The 20230-nt window shown below is 65.7% G+C and carries 17 protein-coding genes; 16 read left to right on the top strand and 1 reads right to left on the bottom strand.

Annotated features, from left to right (window positions below; genetic code table 11):
* Position 1: 1 nt before the first annotated feature.
* The 16 genes from NQ036_RS06810 to NQ036_RS06735 all read left to right on the top strand — a co-directional run bounded on the left by NQ036_RS06810 (position 2) and on the right by NQ036_RS06735 (position 19203).
* Positions 2–397 carry a hypothetical protein gene (locus NQ036_RS06810; RefSeq protein WP_257057871.1) on the top strand — a complete coding sequence of 132 codons (396 nt, stop codon included), beginning with the start codon at positions 2–4 and terminating at the stop codon, positions 395–397.
* A complete protein-coding gene (locus NQ036_RS06805; RefSeq protein ID WP_257057868.1) occupies positions 390–827 on the top strand; it encodes a hypothetical protein in 438 nt (145 codons plus the stop codon). The genes NQ036_RS06810 and NQ036_RS06805 overlap by 8 nt, the downstream gene beginning before the upstream one ends.
* 83 nt (positions 828–910) lie before the next feature.
* A complete protein-coding gene (locus NQ036_RS06800) occupies positions 911–1408 on the top strand; it encodes a hypothetical protein (protein WP_257057867.1) in 498 nt (165 codons plus the stop codon).
* Positions 1409–1487: 79 nt separating this feature from the next.
* Positions 1488–1901 carry a hypothetical protein gene (locus tag NQ036_RS06795; RefSeq protein ID WP_257057865.1) on the top strand — a complete coding sequence of 138 codons (414 nt, stop codon included), beginning with the start codon at positions 1488–1490 and terminating at the stop codon, positions 1899–1901.
* Positions 1902–2025: 124 nt separating this feature from the next.
* A complete protein-coding gene (locus tag NQ036_RS06790; protein WP_257057863.1) occupies positions 2026–2556 on the top strand; it encodes a hypothetical protein in 531 nt (176 codons plus the stop codon).
* Between the two features lie 380 nt (positions 2557–2936).
* A complete protein-coding gene (locus tag NQ036_RS06785; RefSeq protein ID WP_257057860.1) occupies positions 2937–9338 on the top strand; it encodes a phage tail tape measure protein in 6402 nt (2133 codons plus the stop codon).
* Positions 9338–10201, top strand: a complete 864-nt coding sequence (locus NQ036_RS06780) for a hypothetical protein (RefSeq protein WP_257057859.1) — start codon at positions 9338–9340, stop codon at positions 10199–10201. Before NQ036_RS06785 ends, NQ036_RS06780 begins: the two co-directional genes overlap by 1 nt.
* 13 nt (positions 10202–10214) lie before the next feature.
* A complete protein-coding gene (locus NQ036_RS06775; protein WP_257057857.1) occupies positions 10215–11264 on the top strand; it encodes a hypothetical protein in 1050 nt (349 codons plus the stop codon).
* On the top strand, positions 11264–12397 hold the full coding sequence (locus tag NQ036_RS06770) for a hypothetical protein (protein ID WP_257057855.1): 1134 nt from the start codon (positions 11264–11266) through the stop codon (positions 12395–12397). Before NQ036_RS06775 ends, NQ036_RS06770 begins: the two co-directional genes overlap by 1 nt.
* Positions 12394–15942 (top strand): hypothetical protein, encoded by a 3549-nt coding sequence (locus NQ036_RS06765; RefSeq protein WP_257057853.1) that lies wholly within the window; start codon positions 12394–12396, stop codon positions 15940–15942. Before NQ036_RS06770 ends, NQ036_RS06765 begins: the two co-directional genes overlap by 4 nt.
* Positions 15943–16343: 401 nt before the next feature.
* The gene (locus NQ036_RS06760) at positions 16344–16517 is read left to right on the top strand and encodes a hypothetical protein (protein ID WP_257057851.1); all 174 of its coding nucleotides are present in this window, start codon (positions 16344–16346) and stop codon (positions 16515–16517) included.
* Positions 16505–16960: a carbohydrate-binding protein gene (locus NQ036_RS06755; protein WP_257057849.1), complete on the top strand. Its 456-nt coding sequence runs from the start codon at positions 16505–16507 to the stop codon at positions 16958–16960. The genes NQ036_RS06760 and NQ036_RS06755 overlap by 13 nt, the downstream gene beginning before the upstream one ends.
* A complete protein-coding gene (locus NQ036_RS06750; RefSeq protein WP_257057846.1) occupies positions 16957–17373 on the top strand; it encodes a hypothetical protein in 417 nt (138 codons plus the stop codon). The genes NQ036_RS06755 and NQ036_RS06750 overlap by 4 nt, the downstream gene beginning before the upstream one ends.
* The gene (locus NQ036_RS06745; RefSeq protein WP_257057844.1) at positions 17357–17659 is read left to right on the top strand and encodes a hypothetical protein; all 303 of its coding nucleotides are present in this window, start codon (positions 17357–17359) and stop codon (positions 17657–17659) included. Before NQ036_RS06750 ends, NQ036_RS06745 begins: the two co-directional genes overlap by 17 nt.
* A gap of 65 nt (positions 17660–17724) precedes the next feature.
* Entirely contained in the window at positions 17725–18675 is a 951-nt protein-coding gene (locus NQ036_RS06740; RefSeq protein ID WP_257057841.1) for a hypothetical protein, read from the top strand.
* A gap of 3 nt (positions 18676–18678) precedes the next feature.
* Entirely contained in the window at positions 18679–19203 is a 525-nt protein-coding gene (locus NQ036_RS06735) for a hypothetical protein (RefSeq protein WP_257057840.1), read from the top strand.
* 472 nt (positions 19204–19675) lie between these two features.
* Here NQ036_RS06735 and NQ036_RS06730 read toward each other — a convergent pair whose 3' ends face one another.
* The gene (locus NQ036_RS06730) at positions 19676–20188 is read right to left on the bottom strand and encodes a hypothetical protein (protein ID WP_257057838.1); all 513 of its coding nucleotides are present in this window, start codon (positions 20186–20188) and stop codon (positions 19676–19678) included.
* Positions 20189–20230 lie beyond the last annotated feature (42 nt).

Genomic DNA, 20230 nt, shown 5'->3' with positions numbered 1-20230 from the left:
CATGGCAGAGGTAGACGACAGCGAGCTGGAGAAGCTCGCCACCGGGCTGAGGAAGATCGCACCCAGGGTCATCCGCGAGGGCAAACCCGTGATGGCCAAGGGTGCACTGAACGTCAAGAAAGGCCTGCAGGCCGGCGCGAAGAAGTCGCGGCACTTCTACCCGATCGCCCGGTCCATCAGCTACGACACCAAGGCCGGCCACTCCACAGTGGAAACCGAGGTGGGCGTAGACCGGGACCGCGGCAACGGACAACAGCACCTCGCCGGAATCGCGTACTTCGGTGGAGCGCGAGGAGGCGGAGGGACCCTCGACTTCGACCAGCCCATGGCCGACGAGGAACCCAACATCGACAAGTACCTCGACCAGATCCTGCAGAAGGCGCTCAACGATGTCTAGCACCCGCGCGCTCGCCGCGGCGATCCACGCGCTGGTACCGGACGGGCCGACGTACACGCTGTTCCTGGATCAGGCGAAGCCCAACGAGAACGGCTTGTACCCGGCCAAGGCCCTGCCCTGGATCGTCCTGGCCGTGCACCTGCCCAACCCGGCCAGTCAGTCCCTGGCCGGCGCCAGACAGGCAGAACGGGTCCGCGTCACCGCAACGGTCGCGGGCCTCACCCGGGAATCGGTACGGGGCACCTACGACAAGCTCACGCAGGCCCTGGACGGGGCCCTGCCGGTCGCGGACGGATGGAACCTCACCCGGGTCCGCGAAGAGTCCTCCACGGACATCCTGGAGGACCCGGACCTGACCCTGACCGAGGCTAACCGCCTGGTCCTGTACACGGTCGTCACCTACCAGCTGACTGCCACCCGCACCACCTGACCACCACAACACACCAACACCCGGCCCGCGCTCGCGGTCCGGGCCGTAGCCGCGCCCGCCTGGGCGCGTGAGAGGAGCCGATCATGGCTGAAATCCCGTCAACCCCGGCAGATGGAAATACCCGCGTCGACTGGGTGCCGAAATTCAAGGACTACACCAAGCCGACCGTGGCCGAACTGACCGCCGAAGGAGCCCTCGAGGCGTCGAACTATTTCACCGGTGACGGCTGGAATCCCACGTCCGATCAGGCGTCGATCCCTGACCGTCGCCTGAACTCGCGCCAGGAGTTCAACCGCCCGGGCACGAAGACCCCTGGCCTGTCCGTGACCGTCATCGACAACACGAACACGACGGATCCGAACAAGGCCGTCGAGACGTTCGTCGAGGGCGCCAACGGCTATTTCGTGGAGCGCCGCGGCGTCGACTCGGCCCTGCCCTGGGCCAAGGAACAGACCGTCAGAATCTTCCCCGTGACGATGGGCGAGCACCAGCCCGTGGCCATCGAAGCCAACAGCGTCACCCGCACGACCATCCCGACGTTCATCCGCGCGGAGGTTGTGACGGTGGAGCTGGGGGAATGACACCCCCGGCACCAGCACCGCTGCTGCCGGGGAGCACCACCTACCCAGGACCGGACCTATACCCAGGAGGTAACTGACCATGGCATACACCAAGAAAACATGGGCAGACGGCAAGGACGGCGGCACACCCGTCAGCGCCGCAGAGCTCAACCGCATGGAGGATGGCATCGCGGCCGGCCAGAACGCTGCCGCGCCGACCGCCGACAACCTGTCCGGCGTGACCGACACCGGCAAGAAGGTCATGAAGGCCGCCGACGCGAAGGCCGCACGCGACGCGATCGGCGCGGGCACCGGCAACGGCTCGTCCAACCTCAAAGTTGGCCCCGCCGCGACGGACGCGGCCGCCGGTAACCATACGCACAGCTTCAACGATCTGACCGACAAGCCGACGATCCCGTCTGTCTCCGGCCTGGCCAAACAGTCGGACCTCACCGCCGCGGTCGCCCGGATCACGGCACTCGAGGGCGCGGCCACGCCGCCGCCCGAGGGCTGACACTCCGGCGCCGGCCTCGGCCTGTACCACCCCGAACCCCGCCCGCGGCTATCCCTCCCTGGGGCCGCGGGCGGGCACCACACACTCCAGGGAGACCACACCACCACGTTCCAGGGAGGAACCCATGTCCATCCAGATCAAGCGCGCCACCCGCATCGTCAAGCTCGTCACCGACCTCAGCCTCCGTGCCGAGTACGACCAGGCCGTCGAAGACCTCGACCGGGCCCGCAAGGCCACCACCACGGACAACCGACTCACGGGGTCCACGGAAGCCCGCAACGCGGCACAGCGCGTCGTAGACCTCGAGAAGGCCATGGACGACTCCATCGTCCTCGTCACCCTCACCGCACTGCCCTCGGCCAAGTACGAAGAGATCAAGGAAAAGCACCCAGCGCGCGAGGACAACGACGTCGATTCCCGGTTCGGCGTCAACGTCGACGCCTTCTTCCCAGTGGCGATCACGGAATCCGTCGTCATCGTCCGCGCGAAGGCCACCGGCGAGACCGTCGAGATGGAAGCCGGGGAATGGCCACAGCTGCTCGAGGACATTTCCAACGCCCAGTTCAGTGATTTTGTCGATGCGGTCTTGGAGCTGAACCAGGTGTCCTCCGAAGTCCCTTTCTCGCGACTCGCCTCGAGTCTGATCCAGGGCTAGTCGCAGAACTCCGCGCCGCCCGCACCCTCGGAATCTCCCACCGGAGATTCCGAGGGTGGGAACCCACCACCAGCCACACCTACGACAATCACGGGCGCCTCGCCACATCCCGGCCCGAACCAGAGTTCGACCGCCGGGAGACGGACCTCATGCTCGCCCTGGCCCAGTACGAGGCGAACCTGTGCCCGGTCTGCGGATACCCCAAGAGCGTGTGCCAGTCGCAGGAAACCGGCTGGGAAGTCCCACCCCCAACCCGCTGCCACGCCACCACCGCACTCCGGCGCGCGCAAGAGGACACCGAGTACGACCACCCGGACGCACTCATATGGTCGGCACGCCGACCAGAAGACACACCCGAATAACCGAAGAAGGAGACCGCCGTGGCTGACCGCTCAATCGTCTGGCGCATGATGCTCGACGCCACCGGTGTCGAGACCGGAGCCCAGAAAGCCTCGGCGGCCATCCAGAAGATCCACGGCACAGCCACCACCAGCAAGAAATACCTGTCGGGCCTGGAGAAGTCCGCGAAGAACCATGCACAGGCCTGGCAGAGCACAGGCACTGCGGTCGCGGGGTTCGGCACTGGCGTGGTCGTGTCCCTGGGCATGGCAACGAAGGCGGCCATGGGCTGGGAGTCGGCATTCGCAGGCGTGAAGAAGACCGTCAACGGAACGCCCGAAGAGCTCGATGAGATTCAGAAATCACTGCGGAACCTCGCCGCGACGAAGCTGCCGGCCTCTCACCAGGAGATCGCGGCCGTCGCCGAGGCCGCCGGTCAGCTTGGGATCCAGACAGGCAACATCACCTCGTTCACAAAGACCATGATCGACATGGGCGAGGCGACGAACCTGTCGGCCGACGAGGCCGCAACGTCACTGAGCCGGTTCATGAACATCATGGGGACCTCGCAGACGGATGTGGGCCGCCTGGGCGCCTCCATCGTGGGCCTGGGCAACAATTTTGCGACCACTGAGTCCGAGATCATGGACATGGCCATGCGCATCGCCGGTGCCGGCCAGCAGGCCCACATGTCCGAAGGCGACGTACTCGGCATGGCCGCGGCCCTGTCCTCGGTGGGCATCGAGGCCGAGGCCGGCGGCACCGCGATCTCTACGACGATGAAGCGGATGGGCAACTCCGTCGCCGAAGGCGGGGACGACCTGGCGATGCTGGCCAACGTCGCCGGAATGTCGTCGGACCAGTTCCAGCAGGCCTGGGGCGAGAACTCGGCCGGCACCATGCAGAAGTTCGTGGCCGGCCTGGGCAAGGCCCAGGACAAGGGCGAGAACGTCAACAAGGTGCTCTCCGACCTGGGAATCACGGGTATACGCGAATCCGACGCGCTGCTACGCCTGTCCGCATCAGCCGGGACCATGCAGGATGCCCTGGCCACGGGCAATGAGGAATACGCCAAGGGCATAGCCCTGATCCAAGAGGCGGAGAAGCGCTACGCCACTGCGGAATCGCGCGTGAAGATCGCCGGGAACAGCATCAAGGACGCGGCGATCAACTTCGGCGACGTGCTCCTACCCGTGGTGGCCGATGCCGCAGACGGTGTCGCGGGCCTGGCGCAGTGGTTCGCTAAGCTGCCGGATCCCGTCAAGAACGCAACCGTGGGGATCGCCGGGATCGGGGGCACCGCAGCTATCGCCGCCGGTGGGTTCCTTACCCTGGCGCCGAAGGTGTTCGACACGATCGACGAGTTTAAGGAACTGACGAAGGTCCACCCGAAGGTGGCCTCGGGCCTGTCCAAGGTCGGCAAGATGGCGGGGTACGCCGCAATCGGGCTTGCAACTGCGCAGGTAGCCGCCGCGGCAATGGGGTCAGTCATCGACTCGACGTCGCGGTCGTCTGACGAAATGACACGACGCCTTGTCGCCATGCAGAAGGCCGGCACGAAGTCCACCGGCGGGGGCGTGCTCGATCCCGAAATCTGGAAGGAAGCAAACGGCTATTGGGTCAATGGCGGGGACGCCATCGACAACTGGGGCAAGGCCATTGAGGCCTCGGACAACAAGGTCGGCAAGTTCCTCGACACGATCATGGGGACACGTACGTCCGCAACGATCGTTTCAGACACGATCGAGTCGACTGACCAGGCTCTGACGAACCTGGCACAGGGCGGCGCCATGGATACCGCCGCAGACGGGTTCCTCAAGATCGCTCAGCAGGCTGAGGCTAACGGGACGAGCCTGGACGACCTGTTCAAGAAGTTCCCGGAGTACAAGAGCTACCTCGAATCGGTGGCCACCGCTGCTGGCTACACGACAGACGAGCAAACACTGCTCCAGATCGCCACGGGCGAGATCAGCCAGGACATGCTGGAGGCAGGGTCATCCAGTGACGAGCAGGCAAAGAAGCTCCAGACCCTCGGCGTGCAGGCGAAGACCACAGAAGACCAGATCAAGGATTTGGCCGACGAAATCCGTGGGTTCGGCAAGGCCACGCTCGATGAGCGCAAGGCCACCCGAGATTTCGAGAAGGCGATCGACGATGCGCGTGACTCACTGAAGGAGAACGGGAAGACCCTCGACGACAACACGGAGGCCGGCCGGAAGAACGGCGACGCCCTCGATACCCTGGCCAAGAGCGCCAACGACTCGGCCGCGGCGATCCTCGAGAACGGTGGTAGCGCCGACGAGCTCGAGAAGAAGATGAAGAGCTCGCGCAAGCGGATCATCGAGACCGCTGAGTCATTCGGTATGTCGAAGTCCGAGGCGAAGAAGTACGCGGACCAGGTCATGATGACCCCCGAAGAGGTCAAGACCAGGGTCAAGACCGAAGGCACTGAGAAATCCGGGAAGAAGATCACGGGCGTCCAGAAGAAGGCGGACAAGCTCGACAAGACTCGGCCCAAGGTCTACGTGGACTCGGACACGAGCAAGGCGAAGTCGAAGATCGACGGGATCCTCGACTGGGTCGAGAGCCTGCCCTTGATGAAGATCCCCGTCACTGTCGTGCGCAAGTACGTCGACGGTGGGGCGGAGACCGCGACGACGCCGAAGAACCCAGACACCGGGCGCGCCTACCAGAAGAACCAGTGGGCGTCCTACTACGGCGGCCTGGTCAAGCCCATGGCCGACGGCGGGTTCCTCTCCCCGATGGATGACACCGCGGCCATGGTCAAGCCGGGCACCTGGCGTGTCGTGGGTGACCGCATGGACGTCGACGAGGCCTACGTGCCTCTCGACGGGTCCCCGCGCTCCTGGAAGATCCTCATGGAGGCGCTCAAGCGGATGCCAGGCGCCGCTGGCCGGTTCATGGCCCGCGGTGGCGTTGTCTCCGCACAGAAGTCCGTCGACTCCCTGCAGAAGCAGCTCACGTCCGCACGCCGGCACAAGAGCGACGCGAAGAAGAGCGACAAGGCCGAGTGGACCAGGCGGGTGCGCTCGCTGGAGGACGACCTCAGGGACGCGAAGGCCAGGCTTAAGGGCGCCAAGTCTGACGCGGCGGCAGCGAAGAAGGCCGCAGCTGAGGCGAAGAAGAAGGCGCAGGAGGCCAAGGAGCGCCGCCAGCGGGTGGGTGAGCTGCGCACAGACGCGCGCACAGACATCCGCCGGGGCGATTTCCGCGAGCAGGTCACCGGTGGCCTGTCCGGCGCGTACTCCGCGGTGGATCGCCTGCGTGACCTGTCGAAGAACTCGGATCTGTCGAAGCGGCAGCGCCGGATCGCGGGTGCGTCCACGTCCTCGTATGAGCGCACGGCCAAGCGCCTGTATGGCCAGATGGACAAGCTGGACAAGCGGGTCGAGAAGGCCAAGAGCAAGCTCGACGAACTCAAGTCGATCCAGGACTCTGTCTCGTCGTCGATACAGGGCAACGCGTACAAGCTCGACGTGTCCGAGACCTGGACGCAGGGCAAAGGCGGCAAGTGGTCGCATGCGGCGGGCGTCAAGGGCGCGGTCACTAACGCCCGCGCGGCCGCGAACCGGGTCAAGGACCTGGCGGGGAAGATCACGAAGCTGCAGCGGATGGGCTACTCCGGCGCGATCCTCCAGGAGGTCACCGGACAGGGCAGCGTCGAGGAATCCCTCGCAGTCGCCAACGAGCTGCTCAAGGGGTCGAAGGCCGACGTCAAGAGCCTGAACAGCTCGTACAAGACGATCGAGACGTACTCGAACCGCACGGGCGCCGACGTCACCAAGTCGTTCTACAAGGGCGGGGTGAACGCGGCCGCCGGCCTGGTCAAGGGCCTCGAATCCGACCAGAAGAGCGTCGATAAGGCGATCAAGAAGCTGGCAAAGCGGATGGAGAAGACGCTCAAGAAGAGCCTCGGCATCCACTCCCCATCCACGGTCATCCGCGACGTCACCCGCTGGGTCCCCGCCGGCGCCGCACTCGGCGTCGAAGACGGCATCCCCGCGGTGCAGACGGCAACGCAGAAGCTCGCCGCGGCCCTCGTCCCCGACGTCACCCGCCGAACCCTGCCCATCGGCCTGGACACGGACAGCCTGTCCGGCCTCATGCGCGGCCCCCAGACCATCCAGCCCGTCCAACGCCCCACAGGAGCCCAGGAGGACGACCAGGACGCACACACGGGCGCGCTCGCGGCCCCGCAGGCTCAGACGGACGAGGACGCGGCGAAGGCGGCGGCGGAGACGCTGGCGGGCATGCAGCAGGTCAACGCCGACGCCTACCAGAAGATGGCCGCGGACCAGGCGAAGAACCTCGACGCGCAGACGGAGAAGTCCAAGAAGTCGTCGAAGGCGCTCACGGATGGTCAGGCGTCGATGCTCGACCAGATGGCCAAGACGCAGTCGAAGCGGTACCGGGACATCGGCAAGGACACCGCGTCGAAGCTCGACGACCAGAAGGATCGGTCGAAACGCGCTCATACGTCGATTCGGGACACGGCGGACAATCTGACGCAGTCGATGCGCCGGCAGCAGAACCGGACGTACAAGGGCATGGGTTCGGACCAGTCGAACCGGCTGGACAGCATGAAGCGCACCGCGAAGTCCGGCTTTGGCCGGATCGAGGATACGGGCGTAGCGGCGTTCCGTGGGATCCGCTCCGGCATGAATTCGGAGTTGGCCAAGGCTCGCCCGAACGCCGGGGCGAAACTGAACTCCGTTATTGGCATCATGGGGAAGTTTGCCGGCAGCGTGAACAAGGCGTTCAGCGAGGTCGGTGTGAAGCTCTCCGCGCCGGCGAAGCTCAAGTACGCCACGGGCACGGCCGGCGTCGGCGTGGTCCCGGGCTACACGCCGGGCCGCGACGTGCACACCTACTACTCGCCGACCGGCGGAATCCTGGAGCTTTCCGGCGGTGAGCCGGTGCTGCGCCCGGAGGCGGGCGCAGTCTTGGGCCCTCAGTGGGTCGACGGTATCAACGCGGCCGCGATCCATGGCGGCCGCCCGGGCGTGCAGAAGTTCCTCGATCTGCCACACGAGAAGTACGCGACAGGCGGCATCAAGAAGAACACGGCCGGCCTCGTCCAGCTGGGCAAGCTGCTCAACGGCTTGGGTGTGCGGGCCTCGGAGGGCCCGGCCCCGTTCGGGCCGGTCCACCGGGTGCACGCGCCGAACTCCTGGCACTACCGGCAGGGCGCCCTGGACCTCAACACAGCGCCCGGCCAGTCAGCGAAGGAAATGCGCGACTTCGACCGGATCATGCCCCTGCTGTACAAGCTCGGGTGGGGTGTCATCTGGCGGTGGACGGGCCACTACAACCACGCCCACGTCGACCTCGGCAACCGCTCACTCGGCAGCTTCAACCGAAACCCGGATGTCTCCGGCGACCTGTGGGAGAAGCTCCGCGGTATGAAGGTGGGCGCGGCGGTCGGTGGCGGCGGGTACGGCATGGAGCCGATCACCCCGAAGTTCCTCACCGACGCCGGGATCAAGAGCGTGACCGGCGACGTGAAGAAGACCTACGCGAAAGCGGCAGAGTTCCACCTGAAGAAGGCCAAGGCCACCGTGGCCGGACAGATCGCGGACCTGCCGGGCATGTACGGGGATCTGGCCAACGGAATCATCTCCAAGATGGGCGCCGGGCTGACGAAGAAGGCCCAGGCATGGGGCAAGTCCAACGACCTCTCCGGTGGCGGGAATTTCAAGGCATCGGCGTCGATGGAGTACTGGCGTCCTCTGGTTGCCAAAGCCCTGGCCTACACCAAGGTCGGCGGTGGACGGGCTGACGAGGACAGGTGGCTACGTCAGATCATGTCCGAGTCATCCGGCAACCCGAAGCTGATCCAGTCCCGCGCGGTGTGGGATGCGAACTGGAAGCGTGGAGATCCTGCCCGCGGCCTTGTCCAGGTCCCCGGTGTGACATGGGCTGATTTCGGAAAGGGGCTAGGCCCGTTCATCCCGAACGTGTACGACCCCTACAAGAACCTGATTACCGGCATGCGTCAGGCGGCCCACGACTACCATCCGTGGCAGGCAGCGATCGGTCGCGGACATGGCTACGAGGGCGGCACCAAGTCGGCGATCCCAGGCTACGCCTGGGTAGGGGAACGAGGACCCGAACTTCGGAAACTCAGGGGCGGGGACCAGATCGTCCCGAACCGGCAGGCAGTCTCCGTGGAGAACCAGGTGCTCCGCACACAGCAGACCCTCGCTCTCTCCCCGGACTCCCTCACCCAGCTGCAGGCCACCATCGCCGGCAGCCAGAACACCAGCCCGCAGGCGCTCGCGGCAGCGCTCCAGGGCGTGCAGATGACGCTCATGGTCGACGGCCGGCAGATGGCCGCGCACATCACCGCGGTGGTCGACCACGGCGTGAGGGACACCAGGTCGTCGATTGCTCAGGGCAGCAGATTGGTAGGTGCACGCTGATGGCACAGCTGGAGCATGGCCAGTGGGACCTCGCCGGGTACAGGTTCGGTGTCGGATATCCCGTGTACCCGGCGCTTGTCCATCCCGGTGGGGTGGACAAGCGGGTGCAGGACCAGCCGAACCCGGCCGGCGACGGCCTCCTGTTCGGCCGGGACTACCGGACGCCGCGCCCGTGGGTGCTCGACATGACGATCACCGGCGCTACCCCGGCCGAGGCAGCCGCCAACGCCGAGGCGTTCGAGCGGGCGTGGGAGTACGCCCGGGAGACGTGGAAGCCGGGCGAGGACATCCCGCTGACGTTCAACCGGCACGGGGCCGTCAAGCGGATCTACGGACGGCCCCGCGCCCTGGACTTGGACACGGCGGACCTGTGGACCCTGGAGACGGTCACGGGGCAGAAGGCCGAGTTCCAGCCGGGCGACGCGACCCTGTACGCCGACGCTGCCCAGTCGATCACCTTGACCATGGCCGCCGGCCGCTACTCCGGGTTTGTCTTCCCGGTGGTGTTCCCCTGGTCGACGACCGAGGCGGGACAGCGGCAGGGCGTCATCACCTCGACTGGCCGCCGCCCGACCCACGATGTGCGGATCCGCATCCACGGCCCCATCAAAAACCCCGTGGTGAAAGGCCCTGGCTGGACGCTGAAACTTACCGGCTCACTGGCCTACGACCGCTACATCGACATCAACGCCCGCGCCAAGACCGCCACGTGGGACAACGGCGGAAGCGCAGTCTCCCTGCTGTCCCGGTCCACGTTCTTCTCCGACATCGTCATCAAACCCGGCAACTCCGAACTGACGTTCACGGGCGAGGACGAGACCGGAACCAGCACCGCGACCATTACCTGGAACCCCACCATCTGAAAAGAGGACCATCATGCCACTCGATATGCCATGGGCCATCGGCGGCGGCGCCGAGAACTCCGTCGGCGGTGCCCGCCGCGCCCTCTACGACTCAACCCAGGGCGCTCGCGGTGTCACGCATGCCGGGGACATGAAGGTCTCGCAGACACCGACCCCCGGATCCTCGGTGCGGATCAAAGCGGGCACGTGCAAGAGCCCGAACGATTACCAGTCCCAGCCCTCGGAATCGTACTCCGGCGCTGAGTTGGGCGTGACGGATTTCCCGTGCCCGGCCACGGGTTCCTCGGGCGGTGCGACGCGCTATCTGGTGTGGCGTGTCGATGATCCACAGTTCGGTGGCCAGGTCCCAGGTGACGTGGCCAACGGGCCGTACTGCCGGTATCAGTGGCTGTCGTCGGACCCGGTGAAGAATCCGCCGGCCTATCCGCATGTGCCCCTGGCGAAGGTCGTCCAGCCGGCGAACACGGCGACGATCACGAACTCGATGATCACGGACCTGCGTGAGGTCGCGGTCCCGCGCACTAAGACGGTGGAGTATCCGTACGCGATGACGCTGGCGAACGGGACAACCTATCTGGCTGATAAGAAAACTGGTGGCGAGTGGTTCCCCGGTGGCGAGCTCGGACAGCAGTACTCGAACATCACGGTGCCGGTCCCGGAGTGGGCTACGCAGATGGTGGTGGAGGCGCAATGGCTGTCGGTCGGCTGTACGGGCGCTTCGTCGTGGGGCTCATGCTGGGTCGAGTACGGCGACCAGTACAAGGCAGCTGGGTGGACGGATAAGCGCGACTACGAGTTCCAAACGCAGGCGTTCGGATGGGACGTGCAGGAGGACGCTAGCGGGAAAACCTACGCCTACCGCACGAACTGGTTGCTGGCTGACGTGCGCACGATCCCCGCGAAATTCCGGGGCAAGGACATCAAAATGCTCATGAAGGCGATCGTCAACGGGTCGAAGAATGCCCAGGCGAAGAAGGTCTACATGGACTCGAACTCAGGGATCTTCCTACGTGTGACGTTCCGGGAACTCGCTACCGCCTACAGCGCAGGCGAGGCCGCCTGATGGACGACTGGTCCTACTTCGCCACCCGCATGAACGGCGACGGCACGGAGACCCGGATCGCCTCCGAGCTGCCATTGTCCAACCCCGAGGTGACGACCGCGGTCAACGGCCATGGTGGCATCAAGGGCACGATCAGCCCGGAGGCCACCCGCCTGCAGGACAGCACGTCCGCGCCGATCTTCCTGCCCTGGTCGACTGCGATCTACGCCGAGGCCCCGGCCGGCCAGATCCGCGGCGGCGGGATCCTCACTTCGGACCCGGCCGCCGGTGACGGCCGGCAGGACCTCACGATCGAGGCCACCGGACACACCGGCTACCTCGACGGCATGCCCTACACCGCAGTCAAGTCGGTCACGCGCGGGGATCCGCTGGCCACGTCCTGGCACATGTGGGAGCACACCCAGGCCCGCAAGGGCTTCAACCTGGGCGTGACCCGCACGGGCACCACCAAGAGCCGGGACGTGTTCCTCGCGGCCCCGGACACGGTCGGCACCGGCAGCGCCCAGCAGGTCGACCCGTACGTGCTCGCCTGGTACCTCGGCCAGGACCTCGGCAAAGAGTTCGAAGACATGGCCACGCTCGGCGGCTACGAGTGGACCATGACCCACGCATGGTCCGGCGAGAAGATCCTGCACCGGCTCGTCTACGGCTACCCCCGCCTCGGCAAGCGCCGCACCGACCTCCGCTTCGTCGTCGGCGAGAACGTCATCGAGGAACCGGGTATTACGCACACGGGTGACGACTACGCCTCCCACGTCCTCACCCTCGGCGCCGGCGAGGGCACAGCCATGATGCGCGACGAGCAGGCCCAAGCCAAGCCATCCCGCCTGGGCCGATACGCGATCATCAGCGACAAGACGCTGACCACGCCGGCGCAGGTCAAGGCGCGCGGCGCGGCCGAGCTCAAGGCCCGCACGGGTGCCCCGGACATCACCGACCTGACCATCATCGAACACCCCAACGCACCGATCGGCACATACGACCCCGGAGACGATATCCAGATCACCACCGCCCGACAAGGCTGGTACGGCACCCAGACCCTCTGGGTGAAGATCCTCACCATCGTCCACCACCCCGACACCGGACTCACCAACCTCACAGTCCGCCGCACAGACAAGGTAGACCAGCAATGAGCGAACTCGGCCGCATCCTCAACCGCCTCGACTACCTCGAGGGCCAGGTCGCAGCCCGCGGCCAACTCGGCCGCTCCAGCCTCGAAGCCGGCCAGGCGATCCCCGTCAACGACGAGGACGGCAACACCCGCGTGCTCATCGGCAACCAGCCAGACGGCACCACCACCGTCACCCACCTCACCGGACCCACCCCGCCCGTCCCCGGCGCGCCCCTGGCCACCAGCGACGGACTCACCATCATGGCCGAATGGCTCGGCGACACCGTAGACGCCACACCCCTGCCGGCCGACCTCCGGCGCGCACGCGTGTACGTCTCCCAGGACCCCGATCACCCCCGCGCCCCCGTCGCCGAGATCGCCCAGCAGTACGGCGGGACCACCACCACCGTCGTCACCAGCGAGGGCACCTGGTGGGTGTGGCTGGCCTTGGAGTCGGAGTCGGGTCAGGTCTCGGACCTGTCCACCCCCGCCCAGGTCGAGGTCACGATGCCGCTGGTGTCTGAGGACCTGCAGACGGCGATCAGCGACGCTGAGGACCGCATCAACCAGGCTACGGACGAGGCGTTGGGCCAGGTGGATGGGAAGGTCACGGAAGCCAGCCGTGCGGCCTCGGCAGCGCAGGACGCAGCCGACCGGGCAGCGGAGGACGCGGCCGCCGCAGCGGGCATCGCGAACGGCAAATCCACAACCCTCATCCAGCCCAGCGCACCCGCGCCCGAGTACCGCTTGCCCAGCACACTGTGGATCGACACGACCAGCGGGGCGAACACCCCGAAACGCTGGAACGGCACCAGCTGGGTCGCCGTCACGGACAAGACCGCCACCGACGCAGCCGCCGCCGCCGCACAGGCCGCCCAAACTGCGCAGACCGCGCAGAACGCAGCCGGCACAGCCAAGGAACGCGCCGACTACGCCGTCACCATGGCCGGCAGCAAAACCACCGCCACCTACGGCACCACCACAGTCGCAGGCACCGGACAGACGGACGGCGACACCTACCGGCAACGCGACGGATCCCAGAACATCATCGCCGAATGGCGCTGGAACGCCGCCACCAACCAGTGGATCAAACAGCAAATCTCATCGGCCGCCATCGCCAACCTAGACGTCGGAAAACTCACCGCCGGCGCCGGCGTCCTCCAACAGGCCGTCATCGACGTGCTCTGGTCCAAAGTCGTGCGCTCGCAGATGATGACGACGGACATGCTGCTCGTCCCTGGCGGGTCGGAGCTGGTAGCGGACCCGTACATGGATGGGCGGGAGCGGACGTGGAACCTGCCGGCGGCAGGGTCGTATGGCCGTACGTGGTCGACGGAGAACACCAGGCTGGGTCACGGGACGAGCGTCCGGATGGTGTCGAATGCTGTCGGGTCGGCGAACATGTCGAAGTATGGGCCCGGCCCGTTGCCGGGCCAGCGGATCCCCGTGTCTCCGGGCTCGACGTACACCGCGTCGGCCTGGTGCTGGGCCACTGACGAAATCACCGGCCTGGTCTCGACGGAGAACAACTTCGCGGGAGTGAGCCTGCAGCTCTACACGCGTGCGACGCAGACCTCAACGGGTGAGTCAGGAACCAGACCGGCCATTGGCCCGGATGGCGCGGTGGGTATCGGCGACGGAATCTTCCCCGCCGGCCGCTGGGTCGAGGTCGGTGGACAGTTCACCGTCCCCGACGATGCACCATACGGTTTTGTCGAACCGATCTTGACAATGTATTTCCCGGCATCCGCCCCCGCTTTCGCAGGCGCCTTGCATATCGGCCAGGTGTCGATTCGTGAGGTCGTCGGCGGGACACTGATTGAGGATGGTTCGATTGACACGAACCATTTACGCGCCGATTCCATCGAAGGTATTCAGTTCAAGGGCAACGCATTCCAAGGTATTACATTCTTGGGCGCTATCTTCCAAGCCGGAAACACGAGTATCTCCGATGCGTTCGGGCTGCAGCAGGTGGACGACGCGGGTAACGTCCTCGTGTCCATCCCCGGCGACGGAACACCCGCACAGTTCAGGGGCGACGTAGTCGCAGACAACCTGGAAACCCCGTCACTCTCACTCACGGGCGAGGCCGTAGTGCTCAAGGGCGCCCGCCTGATGGTCGCCTCTGGTGTGACAAAGCCCTCGGCACCCCTGTCCGTGTCGAACGTGTGGGACACGATCGCCCTGCCGGCGGTTCCTGCCGGGTCCGTGGCCAAGGCGTTCACGGCTGGTGGGGGATACCTGTGGCGGTACTGCTACCGGAAATCCGACCATGCCGAGTTGCTCCAGCGCATCCACCCGACAACACTCGCAGTCAACACGTACACGACCGGTAGTGGTCCTGAGAACGAAGAAACCGACAATGCCGAGTTCTCCATAGCCTATTTGAACAATCGAATATATGTCCTGTGGACTGTGAAGAAATATAAGGCAGCAACCTGCTATTCATTCAACAACACTGGTGGTGGATGGAAAGACGAAGTAAACTACACCGATTACGGCACCGCAACATACCGGCCCGGTATTGGCGTAGACGGCAGCAAACTCGTCATCGCCCAGTGCTGGGCGGACGGCAAAATGACGATCCGCAAATGGGCGCCGTCCGGCAGTAGCTGGAACAAGACCGACGAGATCAACACCCAGGACACGTTCGCCTCCGACTGCACCAACGTGTGGGTCGGCGCCGCCGACACGGGAGCGTCCCGAGCGTTCGTACAGAAACGAACCGACGGGTTCATCACGGCCTACAACGGCACCGCCTATGACGGGGCTCGCGCATGGCGGTCACGCACCCGGTCTGCACATATCGGATTCGGGTACGACAGTGGGACGTTCTATTCGCTTGCTGCGGATGGCCGGATCGTCACAAAGTTCGGCGGAGTCGCAACCGCTGCGACTACCGCCCAGGGGGACAACGCCTACAGCTGGCGACTCGCCTACACGTGGACCGGGCCAGACGGCCAAGAGACCATGCTCGGGCCCGCCATGCAGACGAACTGGGACCGCCGCGCAGGCCTCGCCATACAAGGCCCCAGCCGGCCGGACGGCGTGACGGGCGCGAACCTCTACCTCAACCAGGGGCCAGCGCTGTCTGGGTGGCGGAAAATCGGCACCCTGCCACTGTCCACCCCAGGCAGATTCGCCACCCGCACGGTCCTCACCCAGGTCCCGAACTGGCAGGCTGGCGCCGGCGCGCCCACGAAATCGACGTTCGGCACGTCCGACTACGGCACCATCCAAGATGAGGCGGGCAAGTGGGCCCTTCGAGGAGACGGCACAGTCCAACTCCCCGGCGTGCCCTACGCGATGGCCGCCGGCACCGTCAACATCACACCCACCGCACCAAACACCCCAACCGGCGTCACGGTCAAACTCCCAACTGGCAGGTTTAGCGTCCCGCCCATGGTCGTGCTGGGAGTGAATGCCACCACGATCTCGAACGTCATGGTGGGGTCCGCCACGAACACGTCGACCAGCATCACGGTCTACCTACGCGCCCCAGATTCCACCAATCGGTGGGTTAACTGGTCCGCCATACAGATGGATTCCGGATCAGCCAGCGGCTGATACTGGCGTCATCTGGACCGCAATTCACCTGATGCCCGTCGCATTCTGGTTGATCCGGGTCAGGTAGATCGTCGTATCGGTCATCGTCGTATTAGTTGACGATGCGCCGGGAACGATGGTCCCTGGCCCCGATGTATCCGGGCTGGCGATCACGAGTGGCGGGACGCTAAACCTGCCAGCTCAGCCTGCCCCATCAGTCGTCGTCATCTGGATGGCCATCCACCTCACCGAGGTTTGCACGGTGTTGGCCCTCGTCACCCAGATCGTGACGCTCGAAGTGCTGGTATCTCCGACCGACGACCCCGTGACCACGGTGCCAGGCGACCCAGTCTGAGGCGTCACCACGGTGTACGGAGGAACGCTAAACCTGCCAATCAGACCCCCACCGATAGGAGAACCCCATGGCGACCATCTACGCCACATGCCAAACCCCCGGATGTCCCGAACACGGCACCCAAACCGAGCTCACCGACCCCATGCCCATCATCGTGTGCGGCGTGTGCGGCCAGGAGATCACCGACAAAACCAGCCAGCCCACGCCACTACCTGAGGAGATGCCCGCATGGGATCTATAAGAGACGCAACAGATGCCGAGCTGGTCCAGTACCGGCAGGCGATCGAGACGGAGCTGGCCCGCCGCGCCACGCTGCGCACGGCCGAAGCCCAGTCGCTCCAGCTCAACGCCGACTACCTCGCCGCCGCCGGCGTCGTGGAGGGGCAGGAGTGGCGGCAGCCCACGTCCGCCGTGGACGCTTACCCGGCCGGCTGGCGGGTCACCCACGCCGGCACCCTGTGGGAATCCACCACCCCGGCGAACGTCTGGGAGCCGGGCGTGTCTGGGTGGCGGGAGGTCACTGCGGACGGGTCCCCGCCTGAGTGGGTGGCCCCGACCGGCGCTCACGACGCCTACCAGACCGGCGACAGAGTCACCTACCGGGGCCAGGTCTACCGCTCGCTCATCGACGGCAACACATGGAGTCCGACCGACTACCCGGCCGGGTGGGAGGTGGAGTCGTGAGGGCGGCGGCCAGGGTGGTCTGGGAGAGGATCACCGAACCGAAATGGGTCAGCATCCTCCAGGCGGTCGTCTACGTCGTCCTCGCGGCGGGGGCGACTGCACAGCTCATTGAGCCGTCGCCGACGATCATGGAGGCGTGGGAACGGTGGTTCACCACGGTGTGGGCGGTCATGCTCATCACCGGTGGCGCGATCGGCGCGTGTGCGGCTCCGACTGGCGTGTGGTGGCTGGAGCGCATCGCGATCACTGCCTGCGTGACTGGCATCTGCATGTACATCATCGTGCTGATCACTCACATGAGCCGTCTCACGGGTGGGCGCGGCATGGTGATCGCCCTAGCTTTGTTCGCCCTGCTATCCCTGGGCATCCGCTACCTGTGTATCAGGGGACTTCAGTATGAACCCGGGAGGTGACACGGACTCTGCACTCGTCACCGCGATTGTCGGCGCTGCAGTCATCGCCTACCAGGTGGTGGACACGATCCAGAAGAAGCGGTCGGGCCATACGGCGGAGGAGCGGGCGGCCGCGAAGTCTGCCGCGGAGGAACTGTCCTTGTCCCGGCGGCAGGCGGACTGGTATCGGGCTGAGGCCCGCATCTGGGAGGACTACGGCACGGAGTGCCGCGCCAAGTGCCTGGCCGGTGGGGGAGACCCGCCGCCCCTGCCGATCCCCGAGAACATCCTCGGGCCCCGCCCCTAACCCCAACCCATCAACCATGAGCCACCCACCGCGGTGGCTTTTTTCATGCCCAAAAGGAGGGTGATATGGCTACAGCAGCGCAGGTGATCGCCAAGGCGAAAAGCCAAGACGGTGTTCACGAGATCGGTTATACGAACAAGGTCAAGTACAACGACTGGTTCTACGGCGGTCGCAGTAAATACGGTTCGTGGGCCGCCTGGTGTGCAGCATTCACCAGCTGGGTATTCGACCAGCTCGGACTGCGCGCCGGCATTGACTACCCCAAGTCTGCCGGTGTCGCGATCTGCCGGGACTGGTATCGCGACCACGGGCGGGCAATCCCCGTCCGCAAGATGAAACGCGGCGACCAGTACGGCTTTAAAGCGTTCTCACACACGGGCCTCCATGACCGCTACAGCACGGGCAAGACCTACTCCTACGGTTGGGAGGGCAACACCAGCCCGGGCAACTCCGGCAGCCAACGCGACGGTGGTGGCGTCCACTACCGCAAGCGGGCAGTCTCGACCCTCGCATGGGCCGGCCGCCCCAACCTCGCAGGCGGGAAGACCCCCGCCACCAACATGACGAAGAAGAAGGGAGTCTTCGGCATGACACTGAAGGCCCAGGACAACCGCACAGAGAAGCGGACCATCGGCAAGGGCAAGGAGATCGTCCTCCATACCCACAAGAAGAACACGAACTCCTACCTGTGCTCGGTCAAGAAGGGCGAGACCATCGCCGTGAGTGCTCGCGGCAAGGTCTCCGGACTCCGTGAGGGCCAGGTCGCTGAGGCCTGGATCCGGATTGGGGAGTACGTCAAGAAGACGAAGACCAGCCACGTCAACTACAACTACAGCCCGGTCACCATCCATGGCCGAGCCGACGGGAAGGCTGTCGGGTACCACCTGGGTGTGATCGACAAGATCGGGACCGGGCCGAAGCACGGCGGGGAGTTGCGCCTCTACATCGTCGTCAAGAACATCACCGCCGACCAGGCGGCTACTGAATACATCCAATACAGCGTGCTGGGGGACTGACCAATGAACGGAATCACTTTCACCTTCGACGTATGGCAGGTCGTCCAGGTCGTCGTCGCCGTCGTCCTGCCCGTCCTCGTCGGACTCGTCACCAAGCTCTACGCATCCGGCGGCCTCAAGGCAGCCCTCCTGGCGGCCCTGTCTCTGGCCACCTCCATCGGCACTGAGGCCCTGGCCGCACACCAGGCGGGCACCACCTACGACGTGGGCCAGGCCCTCGTCCTGGGCCTGGGAACCTTCGTCATCGCGGTGGCCACCCACTATGGCCTGTGGAAGCCCGCAGGCGTGGCCGAGGCAGTAGGTGCGGTCGGGACGAAGATCGTCACCGACGATGCCGACGTCCCGCCAGTAGAGCAGGAGATCTACGACAGCCAGGCTCAGCTCGACGCGGCCCTGGCCTCCGGCGAGATCGTAGAACCGGGCGATGACGAGGACGCCGACCCGATCGAGATCGACGATCCGGACCTTCCTGGGGTCGATGATTCCCCGGATGCGGCATACGAGTACGACTACGAGCCGAGGCACTGACCCCGGCGCATGACAATGGCCCCCTACCCGGGTAGGGGGCCATTCGCGCATTCACGGTCAGGCCTGCCGAGGCGGCCGCTCCGCCTTCTTCCGTTCATATTGGTGTGACGCATGGTGGGGGTCTTTCGCTTGGTGGGAGGGGTGGTGATCTGATCATAGCCCTGCAGTCGGCCGGTCCATGTGCTAATCGTGGTCGGGCAGTTCTCGGGCCGGGTGGCACGGAGCACTGATACACTCAGATCTGTGCGTATAGCCCCTGCGCAGGCGGGGATGGTCCGTTCTCTTGGAGATAGGACACACGCAGTGCGCATATCACCCCGCGTATGCGGGGGTGACCCGATCTAGTAGGTCCTGGTGAAGTATCCCCGCAGCGCGGGGGTGATCCGGTCTAGTAGAGTCGGCGCGTGTTTCCTGCTGACACTCGAAACACGAAGAGGCCCCACCCTTCCGAGGGTGGGGCCTTTCTTTGCGTTCACGCGGCGTTGACGATTTTGCGGACGGTGGACTGGGGCATGTCGAGCTCCTGGGCGAGTCGGTACATGGACATGCCTGCGGTGTGCGCGGCGCGGATCGCGGTGTCGCGCTCGGCACGGGCCGTGTCGGCGAGTACCTGGTGGTGCTCCATATCGTGGATGGCACCGCGGGCCTGCCGGACCTCGGGGACGCCGGGGGCAGGGGTGACCTGCTCGATGAGCTTATGGGCGGCCCGGGTCACCTGGTCGATGTCGGCGGGGTCGATCCAGGCGAGGCCTCTGTCGCCGTCATGGTCGCCGGAGTGGGCCGCGAACAGGGCGGTATCGTAGCCCTCCAGATCGTGGCCGCCGCGGATCCAGCGGGGCTGACGCGGCCGGTAGGACAGCTGTATGGTGCCGTCAATGAGCGCGTCCTGGGGTGTGTCGGGCCAGTCGTGGGCGTGCTGGGCTAGCTCGTGGATGCTGGTCGGGTAGTCGTAGCGGTCGGGCTGGAAATCGGTTTCGAAGGTCATGGGATCCCTTTCGGGTGGGGCCCCGGGCCGTGTGGCCCGGGG

It is taken from the genome of Brevibacterium sp. 91QC2O2, from assembly GCF_024580695.1.
Classification (GTDB): Bacteria; Actinomycetota; Actinomycetes; order Actinomycetales; family Brevibacteriaceae; genus Brevibacterium; species Brevibacterium moorei.
This window is presented reverse-complemented; position numbering and strand designations above follow the sequence as displayed.

What these genes read in the sequence shown, in the direction of transcription:
- NQ036_RS06810 (WP_257057871.1), top strand. Translation starts at nt 2, where the DNA reads ATGGCAGAGGTAGACGACAGCGAGCTGGAGAAGCTCGCCACCGGGCTG.
- NQ036_RS06805 (WP_257057868.1), top strand. Translation starts at nt 390, where the DNA reads ATGTCTAGCACCCGCGCGCTCGCCGCGGCGATCCACGCGCTGGTACCG.
- NQ036_RS06800 (WP_257057867.1), top strand. Translation starts at nt 911, where the DNA reads ATGGCTGAAATCCCGTCAACCCCGGCAGATGGAAATACCCGCGTCGAC.
- NQ036_RS06795 (WP_257057865.1), top strand. Translation starts at nt 1,488, where the DNA reads ATGGCATACACCAAGAAAACATGGGCAGACGGCAAGGACGGCGGCACA.
- NQ036_RS06790 (WP_257057863.1), top strand. Translation starts at nt 2,026, where the DNA reads ATGTCCATCCAGATCAAGCGCGCCACCCGCATCGTCAAGCTCGTCACC.
- NQ036_RS06780 (WP_257057859.1), top strand. Translation starts at nt 9,338, where the DNA reads ATGGCACAGCTGGAGCATGGCCAGTGGGACCTCGCCGGGTACAGGTTC.
- NQ036_RS06775 (WP_257057857.1), top strand. Translation starts at nt 10,215, where the DNA reads ATGCCACTCGATATGCCATGGGCCATCGGCGGCGGCGCCGAGAACTCC.
- NQ036_RS06770 (WP_257057855.1), top strand. Translation starts at nt 11,264, where the DNA reads ATGGACGACTGGTCCTACTTCGCCACCCGCATGAACGGCGACGGCACG.
- NQ036_RS06765 (WP_257057853.1), top strand. Translation starts at nt 12,394, where the DNA reads ATGAGCGAACTCGGCCGCATCCTCAACCGCCTCGACTACCTCGAGGGC.
- NQ036_RS06760 (WP_257057851.1), top strand. Translation starts at nt 16,344, where the DNA reads ATGGCGACCATCTACGCCACATGCCAAACCCCCGGATGTCCCGAACAC.
- NQ036_RS06755 (WP_257057849.1), top strand. Translation starts at nt 16,505, where the DNA reads ATGGGATCTATAAGAGACGCAACAGATGCCGAGCTGGTCCAGTACCGG.
- NQ036_RS06745 (WP_257057844.1), top strand. Translation starts at nt 17,357, where the DNA reads ATGAACCCGGGAGGTGACACGGACTCTGCACTCGTCACCGCGATTGTC.
- NQ036_RS06740 (WP_257057841.1), top strand. Translation starts at nt 17,725, where the DNA reads ATGGCTACAGCAGCGCAGGTGATCGCCAAGGCGAAAAGCCAAGACGGT.
- NQ036_RS06735 (WP_257057840.1), top strand. Translation starts at nt 18,679, where the DNA reads ATGAACGGAATCACTTTCACCTTCGACGTATGGCAGGTCGTCCAGGTC.
- NQ036_RS06730 (WP_257057838.1), bottom strand. Translation starts at nt 20,188, where the DNA reads ATGACCTTCGAAACCGATTTCCAGCCCGACCGCTACGACTACCCGACC.